We start from the raw sequence: 13,353 nt of genomic DNA on the forward strand, positions 1-13,353 counted from the left end.
AGTTGAAGCATAAATTGACTGTGCCAATATCACTCCTCTGCAGGAATCATACTGTTCGGTCACTCAGTTCATTGATAAATCTTTCGACTTAACTTTTTCACGAGTGCCCACACAGATTGCATGGTCAAATTGTTAAAGAACATACTGACTAGGTTGCTGGCTAAGCGCCGTTCTCCGTGTCAGTGAGGCGGCATTATAGAGACATTGATCGTATTGGCAATAGCTTTTTTGAAAAAATCTCATCAAAAACAACCAATCGATCAAAATATAAACAACCACAGGTTATTTGGTTAAAAAGCATCTTTAAAATTGCTTTTGTCAGTTTGTTGGCTCCTTTGTCAGAGACAAAAACACCCACTTCAGATAGAAGCAGGTGTTTAAATAGTAGATACGCAAACAGAGTTAACCGCTGTTATTGCTTCGCAACGATATGTCCATCTTCAGCCGTGATATTGATGATTTTCCCGGTCACAAATTTACCAGCCAGAATATCCTGCGCCAGTGGGTTCTCAATATACTGCTGAATGGCGCGTTTCAGCGGACGCGCACCAAAGACAGGATCGAAACCCGCTTCAGCAATAAGCTCTAATGCACTTTCTTGCAAGTTAAGTACATAGTCTTTTTCTTCCAGACGTTTTACCAAACGTGCAACCTGAATACCTGCTATATGCTTGAGGTTTTCCTGACCTAATGGATGGAAGACAACGGTTTCATCAACACGGTTAATAAACTCCGGACGGAAATGCTGACCGACCACTTCCATGACAAGATTCTTAATACCTTCGTAATCAAGCTCACCAAAGTGTTCCTGAATACGATCAGAACCTAAGTTGGACGTCATGATGATGACGCTATTACGAAAATCAACGGTACGGCCCTGACCATCAGTCAGACGACCATCATCAAGCACCTGTAATAGAATGTTGAACACATCAGGGTGCGCTTTTTCCACTTCATCTAATAAAATGACTGAGTATGGGCGACGACGAACGGCTTCTGTTAAATACCCCCCTTCTTCATAGCCAACATAGCCGGGAGGTGCACCGACCAGACGAGCCACCGAGTGTTTCTCCATGAACTCCGACATATCTAGACGAACCATATTGTCTTCACTGTCAAACATGAAGTTAGCCAGTGATTTACACAATTCTGTTTTACCAACCCCGGTAGGGCCCAAAAAGATGAAGGAGCCTATTGGGCGGTTTGGATCAGATAAACCAGCACGGCTACGGCGGATGGCATTTGATACCGCCTCCACCGCTTCATTCTGCCCAATGACCCGCTTATGAAGCTCCTCTTCCATACGCAGTAACTTATCACGCTCACCTTCAAGCATTTTTGCCACAGGAATACCGGTCTGGCGAGAAAGCACTTCTGCAATTTCAGCTTCTGTGACTTTATTTTTTAGCAGGCTCATTTCCTGCATTTCAGCTTGAGCCGCCAGATCCAGCTGTTTTTCCAGCGCGGGGATTTTACCGTATTGCAGCTCCGACATACGATTCAGATCACCAGCACGGCGGGCAATTTCCATATCGGTCCGGGCTTGTTCCAGCTCGGACTTAATGTATTGCGTACCGGACAGGGCCGCTTTTTCAGCATTCCAAACTTCTTCCAGTTCGGCGTAGTCACGCTCTTTGCTGTCGAGTTCTTTACACAGATCACTCAGACGCTTCTGACTGGCTTCATCGCTTTCTTTTACCAACGCCTGCTGTTCAATCTTGAGCTGGATGATACGGCGTTCCAATCGATCCAGGGACTCCGGCTTAGAATCAATCTGCATACGGATGCTTGATGCAGCCTCATCGATTAAGTCGATCGCTTTATCTGGCAGCTGGCGATCTGAGACATAGCGGTGAGACAACCTGGCTGCAGCGACAATTGCCGGATCAGTAATTTCTACATGGTGGTGCAACTCGTAACGCTCTTTCAAGCCACGTAATATGGCAATGGTATCTTCAACCGTCGGCTCATCCACCAGTACTTTCTGGAAACGACGCTCCAGCGCTGCATCTTTCTCGATATACTTGCGATATTCATCAAGGGTAGTCGCCCCCACGCAGTGCAATTCGCCTCGGGCCAACGCAGGCTTGAGCATGTTGCCCGCATCCATTGATCCTTCGCCTTTACCCGCGCCAACCATGGTATGCAACTCATCAATGAATAAAATCACGCTGCCTTCTTCTTGAGAAAGCTCGTTTAACACCGACTTCAAACGCTCTTCAAATTCACCTCGGAATTTGGCACCGGCAATCAGTGCACCCATATCAAGAGAAAGCACACGCTTATTACGTAGCCCTTCAGGTACTTCGCCGTTCACAATACGCTGAGCCAGCCCTTCAACGATGGCAGTTTTACCCACCCCTGGTTCGCCAATAATGACCGGGTTATTTTTAGTTCGGCGCTGAAGAACCTGAATAGTACGGCGGATCTCATCATCCCGACCAATAACAGGATCCAGTTTTCCCTGCTCTGCACGCTCGGTCAGATCAATGGTGAACTTTTCTAAGGCCTGGCGATTTTCTTCCGCATTTTGATCATCCACTTTTTGTCCGCCACGTACCTGATCTATTGCCTGTTCAATATTTGCAGCTGTCAGCCCTGAATCTTTCAACAGCTTTCCAAGCGGCCCGTTGTCATCGACGGCCGCCAGAATAAACAATTCCGAAGAGATAAATTTATCTTTGCGTTTCTGTGCCAGCTTGTCGCACATGTTGAGTAAAAGGCCCATGCTATGTGACAACTGAACGTCGCCGCCAATACCGGTTACTTTCGGTAAACGGTCAAGCAGCTCTGCCAGGCTGGAGCGTAATTGGGAGATATCGACATTCAGCATGGTCAGCAACGGGCGAATTGTGCTGCCATCCTGATTCAGTAACGCCACCATCAAGTGGGCGGGTTCGATATACTGATGGTCTCGCCCTAAAGCCAGCGATTGTGCATCAGAAATCGCCATTTGAAATTTGCTGGTAAATCGGTCAAGACGCATAAGTCCTCCCAGTATCCATAATAATTTTTCTACTATCAGTTATATGGATACTAGCAGAGAATTTTTCAAGCGTTGCGACTAAGATAAGAGAGGATATATTGGATAAAAAGTCGACGTTTTCACGTCGCTTTTTGAGGAAGTCGAAATAGGCTCAGTCGAGCCAAATCAAAGAGGCCTGACGCCCGGTAACGGGATCACGTCGGTATGAATAAAACCGTTGAGGCTCATTAAAGGTGCAATGCTCACCGCCATACACCTGAGTGACACCGTATGACTGCAAACGCTGGGTTGCTAACAGATAAAGATTTGCCAGCCACTTGTCACCGTAAGCCACAAAGGCCTGTTCGGCATTTGGATCCTGTGCCATAAATTGTTCCCGCACTTCGCCCCCGACTTCAAACGCGGTAGGACCAATCGCCGGCCCTAACCAGGCCATGATTTCAGAAGAGGGTGCTGAGAATTTTGCCAGTGCCGCGTCAATAATTCCGCCAGCTAAACCACGCCAGCCCGCATGTACCGCAGCCACTTGGGTTCCTGCACGATCGCACAGCAGCACGGGTAGACAATCCGCGGTCATAATTGCACAAGCCAGACCGGAACGCTGAGTATAGCTGCCATCGGCATCAGTTACCGCGCTCAGTGGTTTTTCCAGATCGATGACCCGATTACTGTGGATCTGATTCAACCAGGCCGGAGCTAATGATAACTCCAGCTTTTGCTGCAAGAAATCACGATTGCGCTGAACGTGTTCTGCGTTATCCCCGACATGAAGCCCCAGATTAAACCCATCATAAGGTGCAGCACTACAGCCACCCTTGCGAATGGTACTGACTGCTTTTACATTTTTGGGCGCAGGCCAGTCAGGAATAATCCACATCTTAGTACTCGTCGTCCTGATGTGCTTGCTTATCTTTACGCAGGATCTCAGCCATTCCGACGAAATCGCTCGGTAACGGCGCATGCCATTCCATGATTTCCCCTGTTATCGGGTGCGCAAGACGTAGCATACGTGCATGCAGCGCCTGACGATCAAAAGCACGCAGTGCCTGGATCAGTTCCGGCGAAGCATTACGTGGCGGACGCGGACGACCACCATATTGCAGATCACCAACCAATGGGTGAGAAAGATATGCCATATGGACACGGATCTGGTGAGTACGACCAGTTTCGAGACGGATCACGAGACGGGTATGCTCACGGAAATGCTCAGCAACACGATAATGGGTGATTGCAGGCTTACCCAATTCATGTACCGCCATACAAGTACGCTTGGTTGAATGGCGACCAATTGGTTTCTCTACCGTGCCGCCGCCCACCATTTTACCAATCGCAATAGCTTCATACTCACGGGTAATCTTGCGTTTTTGCAATGCACGAACCAGACGCGTCTGTGACTGAATCGTCTTGGCAACGACCATCAGGCCCGTCGTGTCTTTATCGAGACGGTGAACAATACCGGCACGAGGCACTTCAGCCAGTGACGGACAATGGAAAAGCAATCCATTTAGCACGGTACCATCAGGAGTACCCGCACCAGGGTGGACAACTAAATCACGCGGCTTGTTGATCACCAGAATATCATCATCTTCATAGACTATGTCCAATGGGATATCTTGTGCGACCCAGCGCTCTTCATCTTCGATATCAGCGTTGACTACCAGTGCTTCGCCACCCATCATTTTTGCGCGAGGCTTCTTGACGATTTCGCCATTGACTGAAACCATGCCATTTAAAATCCACTCTTTAATGCGCGAACGCGAATAATCCGGATATAATTCAGCAATAGTCTGATCAAGGCGCAGACCTAATTGGCTCTCATTTACTGTGTTTGTTAACTCTATTTTCTGTGCCATAACGAACTTTTTCAAAAAGCGTGAGACTAATAGCCATACGCTGCGTAAAATAACCTAATAGTGTCATTGTATCTGTTAACGACTCAGACCGTAATGGATCATACGAATAAATTTTTTATCAAGGAATCTGACGCCGCAATGAAACGCCTGACAATTACGACTCTGCTTGCCGTTGCCCTTCTTTCAGGCTGTTCCAGCACTGAAGAAATTGTGCCTGATGTACCGCCATCAGAACTGTATACAACGGCTCAGCAAGCTTTGCAGAGTGGCAGCTGGACGACTGCCATCGAACGTTTAGAAACACTTGATTCTCGCTACCCTTTCGGTGCGTACTCTGAACAGGTACAACTGGATCTCATTTATGCTTACTACAAAAATGACGATTTAGCCTTAGGCCAAGCAACCATAGATCGTTTTAACCGTTTAAATCCAGCGCACGAAAAAGCTGACTGGGTACTTTATATGCGTGGCCTGACCAACATGGCTCAGGATCGCAGCTTCATGCATGACATATTCAGCATTGATCGCCATGATCGAGATCCTGAACCTGCACGCAAGGCATTCCGTGATTTTAAACGCTTGTTAGATCGTTATCCGGACAGCCCGTATGCCGCGGACTCCAAAGCTCGGATGATTTATCTTAAGAACCGTCTGGCTGACTATGAACTTGCTTCAGCCGACTTTTATATTCGCCGCGAAGCCTGGATTGCGGCCATTAATCGGTGTCAGCAAATTCAGCGTCTATACCCGGATACCAAGGCTGCTCGTCAGTCACTGAAATTAATGCTGACCGCATATGAAGAGCTCGGTTTACAAGAGCCTATCGAGAACACAAAAAAACTGATCGCCTTAAATCCGAACTGATCGGTTAAAAGCACCAAGCATACGTTCTAATAAGCAAACGGCAGCCTGATGGCTGCCGTTTTTATATTCTGTGTACTGAAAATACCACTGCAACCAGCCGTTTCCGCCTGAGGAGGGGTCTCGATGACTTGGTTGAATTTCACCCAAACAATGGCTATTGCTCGAAAAAACGCCCTGGCCAGCACAAGCCGCCAGTGTCGTTCATTTCTTCATACTGCCTTAATCTTCAAGTGTTCGACAAGCACTTTATCTAAACTTTTTTATCACAAATGACGCCCGGTCACAGAATGTTTCGAGTTATTCGTTTAAAAGCCAAAGCGTGAACCAGATCACATTATAACCTCCGTATTTTAGTAACCTGAAGTTAACCCAACAAAGGGTAGCAAAAGAGGAAAGATAATTATGACAGTAGAAATCACCGGTAAAAACATCGATATCACCCCTGCTATCCGTGAGCGTATTGAATTTAAGTTTAAAAAATTAGAAAAGTTTCAGGTACCACTAATCAGCAGACATGCCGTGATTAGTAAAGAGCCAAGCAGAAAATTTAAAATCGAAGCATCCGCCGCCATTCCAGGAGGAAAAATTGTTGCCTCAGCGGAACACGATGATATGTATGGAGCAATTACCGAGCTCCATCAAAAACTAGAACGTCAGCTAAAGAAACAAACGCAAAAGCCAGCAGCTCGCCGCGCCAGCCACAGTGAAAAGCCTGAAGTTGCTGAAGAAGTGGTGGCAGAAGAAGAAGCAGACGTATAACGTCTAAGAGAGGAATAACAAACAGCCCCGCCTGTCGCGGGGCTGTTTACGTTCTAACGTTAATTAATCTTGACAAGCCTAAGCTGGCTGAATAGTGTTGAGTCATATTCACCACATAACTAAGCAATCACTACCATGACAGTCACTCAGCTGTTTTTCTTTAGCTTTTTTTTTATGTCACCTTAACGGGAGGCTTTTCGTTGCGCTAGAAACAAGCTAAAGACGAATAGACGGCCTCCCACAAAGGGGGGCTTTTTTGTATTCGCCATCGGTAAAACAAGATGAGATCAGACAGGGACTTACAATGACAGAGCAACACTATTCACTTGATGATATTCGTAAGAATGTCAGTCGCATTGATAATGAGATTATCAAGCTGTTGGCCGAACGCCGTCAGCTGAGTTTGGAAGTCGCAAAAAGTAAAATAGAAACGGCAAAGCCTGTACGCGATCAGGCCCGGGAGCAAGAGCTGCTACTTCGCCTGATCGAAGCCGGCAATGCCGAACAACTGGACTCACAGTATATTACCCAAATCTTCCACACCATTATTGAAGACTCCGTCCTGTTTCAACAGGCCTATCTGCAAAAGCTCACTAATCCTGACAGTCAGCAGCCCGTCGCCCGGGTCTCTTTCCTCGGCGCCAAGGGCTCCTATTCTCATCTGGCCAGCCGCAATTACTTTAGCCGCAAACAAACTCAACTGAGGGAAATCAGCTGCTCGACATTTCGCGATGTCATCAATGTGGTCGAAACCGGCAATGCCGATTACGGTGTACTACCGATTGAGAACACGAGTTCAGGCTCAATCAATGAAGTTTACGATCTGCTGCAGCACACCAGCCTATCGATTGTGGGGGAAATCACCCAGCCCATTGAACACTGCCTGCTAACAGCGGTTGACACCGATATTGCAAAGATCGACACCCTCTACTCTCATCCGCAACCTCACCAGCAATGCAGCGAATACCTGCACTCAATGGGCAATATTACCCAAGAGTACTGCTCAAGCACGGCTGAGGCGATGAAAAAAGTCGCAGAATTAAAGCTATCGAATGTTGCTGCGATAGGTAATGCATCCAGTGGTGAACTTTATGGCTTAACACCACTGAAGACCAATATTGCCAATCAGCATGAGAACTTTACCCGCTTTATCGTCGTTGCACGTAAACCTGTCGAAGTCACTCCTCTGATCCCAGCTAAAACGACGCTGATTATGTCAACCGCGCAGAAAGCCGGTTCGTTGGTGGAATGTTTATTAGTGCTACGCAACCTCAACATCAATATGACGAAGCTGGAATCACGTCCGGTGATTGGCAATCCTTGGGAAGAAATGTTCTACCTCGATGTCGAAGTGAACCTGAAATCTGAGGTCATGCAGCAGGCGCTGGAAGAGCTGACCCGCTTAACCCGCTTCATCAAAGCACTAGGGTGCTACCCTAGTGAAAATGTCAAACCGACTGAAGTCGCCATCGAGTAATAAGCCGCGAGTTGCTACCAACAAAAAGCGAGAGTCTCAAACACTCTCGCTTTTTGCTGAACAAAGCGTAAGCCGCGATCCCGAGGCAAAATCATTTATTTTCTATGTGTTGAATCGTTCGCCTGTCTGAGCAGCCCCTGGCTTTCAGTCAAAAAATGCTGCGCATAATCCCCGAACCAATGTTCAACCTGGTTAAATGCCTGGGTAAACGCTTCTTTATCCTGGCGCTCCAGCATTTCAATCGCCTCACCAAAACGTTGGTGGAAACGCTTAATCATTGCCAGGTTTTGCGGCGCAGACATAATAATATCGGCATATAACTGGGCATCCTGGGCAAACAAACGCCCGACCATCGCCAACTCCAGACGATAGATTGGCGAACTCAGCGATAACAGCTGTTCAAGTTGCGGATCTTCTTCGGCCAGATGCACGCCATAGACAAATGAAGTGAAGTGGCGCAGAGCCTGAATTAAAGTCATACCCTGATCATGCTCAATCGCACTGATACGATTTAATGTCGCCCCCCAAATCTGAATCTGCTCCAGTAGCCACTGGTAGCTTTCGGGGTGACGGCCATCGCAATAGACAACCACCTGTTTAGCCAGGCTGGCAATATCCGGACCAAACATCGGATGCAGACCAATCACCGGTCCGCGATGCACTTCCAGCATGGCTTGCAGCGGCCCGCTCTTAATGGAAGTCAGATCGGCAAGAATACAGTCATCAGGAAGATGATCTAACTTGGCAATAATTTGTTCCGTGAGGTTGATCGGCACCGACACAACGACCATCCCGGCATCTGCCAGGATGTCATCGGCACGATCCCAATCCTGACTCCCTAATTTGCGAACCTGATAACCAGATAATTCAAATAAACGGCAAAATAGCCCGCCGAGCTGACCATACCCACCCACAACAACAATTGGGCGAAGTTCTGGCTTCAGGCATTTAAAGCCGGAGTCATTCTCACTTGAATAAGACTCTCGCATGGTACGGCGCAGAATATCTTCAATCAGATCGGGGGGAACCCCTTTATGCTCAGCTTCCTGGCGGCGAGAAGCCAGCATCGCCGCTTCACGGTCAGGCGCATAAATAGGCAAACCATGCTTGCTTTTTACATGACCGACTTCTTCTACCAATGCCAGACGACGAGCTAGAAGCTCAACCATCTGCTGATCAACATCATCGATTTGATCTCTTAATTTGCTCAGTTCAGCAACCATGATCTCTACTTATTCCACCTTTATTTAATACCGATTGGCATACCCATACTTGTCACCGCCAGCTCGTCGCTATGTCATTCAAGCGTCTGTCGACAGCGCGCCTGTTTTGATCCAACAGAGCATCACTCTATAAGAGTACTTTCGATGACGATAATGAACGAAGTAGCAGTGAAAGGATCAGTTAACCTTCACAACGTTCCTGCAAGAATGGAACTAACTCCTGGTGAGCATGGCGAAGTAAGGTTTCTGTCGCTTCCCAACTGATACATGCATCGGTGATCGATACCCCGTAAGCCATTTCTTCGCGAGGTAAATCAGCACTCTGGCTGCCTTCGTTTAAGTGACTCTCAATCATCAGACCAATAATCGACTTATTGCCTTCACGGATTTGATGAATCACATCTTCTGCCACAAGTGGCTGACGACGGTAGTCTTTTCTTGAGTTTGCATGACTACAGTCTATCATTAAGGACGGTGAAAGACCTGAAGCAATCATCTCGTTTTCACACTCCGTCACTGAGACTGAATCGTAGTTGGTCTGTTTACCCCCTCGCAAAATGACATGACCGTCTGGATTACCCTGGGTATTGAGTAATGCCACCTGACCTTCACGGTTGATCCCCATAAACCGGTGTCCAGATGCGGCAGCTTGCATTGCATTAATCGCCGTAGCCAGGCTACCGTCTGTACCATTTTTAAAGCCCACTGGCATCGACAGGCCACTTGCCATTTCACGGTGGGTTTGTGATTCCGTGGTTCGGGCACCGATTGCCGCCCAGCTGAACAAATCACCAAGGTATTGCGGACTGATTGGATCGAGCGCTTCGGTTGCCAGAGGAATGCCCATTTCAACGAGATCGATCAGCAGTTGACGCGCAATATGCAAGCCTTCCTCAATTTCAAAAGATCCATCAAGGTGCGGGTCATTGATCAGTCCTTTCCAGCCCACCGTAGTACGCGGTTTTTCAAAATAGACTCGCATCACAATATACAGTTGATCTTTCAGCTCTTCGGACAGCTGCTTTAACTTCATGGCATAACTTTTTGCCGCTTCAATATCATGAATTGAACATGGACCGCAAACCACCAGCACACGGTGATCACGTTTGTGCGTGATGTCGGCAATGGTCTGGCGTGACTGGCGGATAAAGCCCAATGCCTCGTCACTCACTGGCAGTTTATTTTTCAACTGCTGCGGGGTGATCAATACGCGCTCATCTTGAATATGGATGTTATTCAACTGGTCTTTTTGCATGTCGGCTTCCCTGTAATCGTAATTCTGCTAGCAGGTGGTTGCGGCCGACCTGACTACCGTATATTTGAAAAGTAAAACAGGTTTGCCCTGTTATTCTGGCTCAACCATAACAAGGAATTTCTACTCCTTGCAAGTAGGTGTAAAGAAAAAACACCACATGTAAATTTATGTTTACATCAAATTCCGCTTGGGTTATCAACACAAACCCAGATATCCTAGTGACAGAGCTCATCTATCTCACAGATTCATCATGGAACTGATTTTTTCCCTATTACAGCAACTCAGCGTCTACTTGGTCATAGCTTACTTACTAAGTAAAACCCCGTTGTTTATGCCAATTACTACAGTTTCTGGTCGCTTATCGCAGCGATTTTCCTGCTATGTGCTGTTTTCCCTTTTCTGTATTTTAGGCACTTACTTTGGCCTGAACATTGAGGATGCCATTGCCAATACCCGAGCCATTGGCGCCGTCATGGGAGGCTTGCTGGGCGGACCGTTCGTTGGCTTTGCGGTTGGCCTGACCGGCGGGCTACACCGCTACAGCATGGGCGGGTTTACCGACGTTGCCTGTGCCATTTCAACAACCACCGAAGGGGTACTGGGCGGTTTATTACACAGCTACTATGTCCGGCGCGGTCAGGTTGATCAGCTGTATAAACCGTTTGTGGTGTTCACTATTACTTTAGTCGCTGAAATTATTCAGATGTTTATTATTCTGATGGTGGCCGAACCCTATGAGCAGGCGCTGCATCTGGTCAGTGCCATCGCCTTGCCAATGGTTATTGCCAACTCGGTCGGGGCTGCGCTCTTTATGAGTATCATTCGAGATCGTAAAACTATCTACGAAAAATACTCTGCGGCCTTTTCCAGCCTGGCCTTAAAAATTGCCCAGCGTTCGGTAGGTATTCTCAGCCAGGGGTTCAACCAGGAAAACACCAAGCAGATCGCCCGAATTGTCTATGAAGAAACCGGCGTCGGCGCTGTCGCCATCACAGATCGGGATAAGATTCTCGCCTTTATTGGTATCGGTGATGATCACCACCTGCCAGGCACCCCAATCTCTTCAGGTTACACCCGCCGCGCCATTGATAACGGTGAACTGGTCTATGCTGACGGTTATGAGATGCCTTACAGCTGTTCCCTGCATGATAAATGTTCTTTGGGCTCAGCTTTGGTGATCCCCTTAATGGGTGGCAACAACGATGTGCTGGGCACGATTAAACTCTATGAGCCTAAGCGTAAACTATTTTCGACCGTCAATATGACACTCGGTGAAGGGATTGCAAAACTACTTTCTAATCAAATACTAACGGGGCGTTATATTCAACAGCAAACCCTGCTGACGCAAGCAGAATTACGCCTGCTGCAAGCGCAGGTGAACCCGCACTTCTTGTTCAATGCGCTCAATACCATTAACGCCGTAATACGCCGGGATCCGGATAAAGCCCGAGAACTGATCCAGCACCTGTCTCAGTTTTTCCGGCGTAATTTAAAACAGAACATCGAAACCGTTACCATAGAAGAAGAGCTGCACCATGTTCACTCCTATTTAGAAATTGAACTGGCACGTTTTTCTGACCGCCTTGATGTTCAAATCGATGTTGAGCCAGGATTATTAGCAATCCAGGTACCGACCTTTACGCTTCAGCCTCTGGTTGAAAATGCCATTAAACACGGCACCTCGTCACTGCTGGAAAATGGTAAAATTATTATTCGGGGCTATTTACAGAACGGACAGATCATTTTAACCGTGGAAGACAATGCCGGTAACTACCGTTCAGGCAGCGAAGAAATCGGGCTGGGAATGAAAATTGTCGATAAGCGTCTGAAAAATATGTTTGGTGAGCAATACGGCCTGACCATGAACTGCCAGAAGAATGCGTGGACTCAGGCTATCATTACGCTGCCGGCAGATAAAGCACTGCCAGCAGAAGAGACGAGACCCACAGCAAGCAGCACCGGACCAATAGATAATGGATAATCGACATAACAATGGGAAAAATAGCATGATTAAGGCATTAGTCATTGATGATGAACGGTATGCGCGAGAAGAGTTAATCGATTTGCTGCATGATACTGGCGACATTGAGGTTATCGGCCATTGCAACAACGCCATTGAAGGGCTTAAAAAAATCAATGCACTGAAACCCGATGTGATTTTTCTCGATATTCAAATGCCGCAAATTACCGGAATTGAAATGCTCAGCATGCTCGATCCAGAAACCATGCCGAAGGTAGTTTTTGTCACCGCCTACGATGAATATGCCCTCAAAGCCTTCGAAGACAATGCCTTCGATTATCTGCTCAAGCCGATTGAAGTGGCCCGTTTAAGCAAAACCATTCATCGGTTAAAGCGAGAATGTGAAACCAAAGATTACTCACCTTTGGTGACGGAAATGCTGGAGCTGATCCCCTGCACGGGCCATAACCGTATTTTGCTGCTCCGCCCTGCTGAAATTGAACTTGCTTTTTCAGATCTGTCTGGAGTCCATATTGTCAGTACTGAAACCACGGCAACAACCCAACTGACCTTGAAGGTATTAGAAGAAAAAACCCCGTTGATCCGTTGCCATCGCCAGTACCTGATCCACCCGCAGGCGATCCGAGAGATTAAATTGCTGGAAAATGGACTGGCAGAAATTACCACCTTGCATGGCCATCAGGTTCCTGTCAGTCGCCGCTACCTAAAAGAACTCAAAGATCGTTATGGATTAAGCTAACCAGCCTACAAAAATATTAAATGGTTGATTATAAGTGTTTTTTTGTTTTTCCTTGTTCTATTTCACTGGTAAGAAATCTGAATGTTAGCTGACTGAGCAAAACCGCTTAATAGCGCTACCGACCACTCACCCCGTCATATAACCGCTCACTATTTTACCCCGTGCATCTGTGCCCGGGCGCTTTAATATGGCAGCTGTAAACAAATCCAAAACATC

General features: G+C 47.2%; 10 protein-coding genes and 1 other annotated feature. Of the genes, 5 read left to right on the plus strand and 5 right to left on the minus strand.

Translation table 11 applies throughout. The features are described 5' to 3' along the window. Positions 1-412: 412 nt before the first annotated feature. From clpB to rluD, 3 genes are all read right to left on the minus strand, one after another. Positions 413-2,986 carry an ATP-dependent chaperone ClpB gene (gene clpB, locus AC2204_RS19935; RefSeq protein ID WP_318927646.1) on the minus strand — a complete coding sequence of 858 codons (2,574 nt, stop codon included), beginning with the start codon at positions 2,984-2,986 and terminating at the stop codon, positions 413-415. A gap of 151 nt (positions 2,987-3,137) precedes the next feature. Continuing rightward, positions 3,138-3,863, minus strand: a complete 726-nt coding sequence (pgeF, locus tag AC2204_RS19940) for a peptidoglycan editing factor PgeF (RefSeq protein ID WP_318927647.1) — start codon at positions 3,861-3,863, stop codon at positions 3,138-3,140. Position 3,864: 1 nt separating this feature from the next. After that, entirely contained in the window at positions 3,865-4,839 is a 975-nt protein-coding gene (gene rluD / locus AC2204_RS19945) for a 23S rRNA pseudouridine(1911/1915/1917) synthase RluD (protein WP_318927648.1), read from the minus strand. Between the two features lie 138 nt (positions 4,840-4,977). Between rluD and bamD the strand changes: the two genes are divergently transcribed. The 3 genes from bamD to pheA all read left to right on the plus strand — a co-directional run bounded on the left by bamD (position 4,978) and on the right by pheA (position 7,939). Then, positions 4,978-5,703, plus strand: coding sequence for an outer membrane protein assembly factor BamD (bamD, locus tag AC2204_RS19950; protein WP_318927649.1), 726 nt, complete (start codon positions 4,978-4,980; stop codon positions 5,701-5,703). 402 nt (positions 5,704-6,105) lie between these two features. After that, entirely contained in the window at positions 6,106-6,462 is a 357-nt protein-coding gene (hpf, locus tag AC2204_RS19955) for a ribosome hibernation-promoting factor, HPF/YfiA family (RefSeq protein ID WP_318927650.1), read from the plus strand. Positions 6,463-6,599: 137 nt separating this feature from the next. Beyond that, positions 6,600-6,723: a sequence feature (Phe leader region), on the plus strand. Between the two features lie 43 nt (positions 6,724-6,766). Beyond that, positions 6,767-7,939 carry a prephenate dehydratase gene (gene pheA, locus AC2204_RS19960; protein WP_318927651.1) on the plus strand — a complete coding sequence of 391 codons (1,173 nt, stop codon included), beginning with the start codon at positions 6,767-6,769 and terminating at the stop codon, positions 7,937-7,939. Between the two features lie 95 nt (positions 7,940-8,034). On the opposite strand, the gene tyrA is transcribed toward pheA, so the two are convergent. Continuing rightward, positions 8,035-9,162: a bifunctional chorismate mutase/prephenate dehydrogenase gene (gene tyrA, locus AC2204_RS19965; protein ID WP_318927652.1), complete on the minus strand. Its 1,128-nt coding sequence runs from the start codon at positions 9,160-9,162 to the stop codon at positions 8,035-8,037. Between the two features lie 181 nt (positions 9,163-9,343). Further along, positions 9,344-10,417 (minus strand): 3-deoxy-7-phosphoheptulonate synthase, encoded by a 1,074-nt coding sequence (locus AC2204_RS19970; RefSeq protein ID WP_318927653.1) that lies wholly within the window; start codon positions 10,415-10,417, stop codon positions 9,344-9,346. 250 nt (positions 10,418-10,667) lie between these two features. Here AC2204_RS19970 and AC2204_RS19975 point away from each other — a divergent pair, with 250 nt between their 5' ends. Together AC2204_RS19975 and btsR are read left to right on the plus strand one after the other, a co-directional pair. Beyond that, positions 10,668-12,398 carry a sensor histidine kinase gene (locus AC2204_RS19975; protein WP_318927654.1) on the plus strand — a complete coding sequence of 577 codons (1,731 nt, stop codon included), beginning with the start codon at positions 10,668-10,670 and terminating at the stop codon, positions 12,396-12,398. A gap of 25 nt (positions 12,399-12,423) precedes the next feature. Next, complete coding sequence (btsR, locus tag AC2204_RS19980) at positions 12,424-13,137, plus strand: two-component system response regulator BtsR (RefSeq protein ID WP_318927655.1); 714 nt, start codon at positions 12,424-12,426, stop codon at positions 13,135-13,137. Positions 13,138-13,353 lie beyond the last annotated feature (216 nt).

It is taken from the genome of Photobacterium sp. (assembly GCF_057456235.1).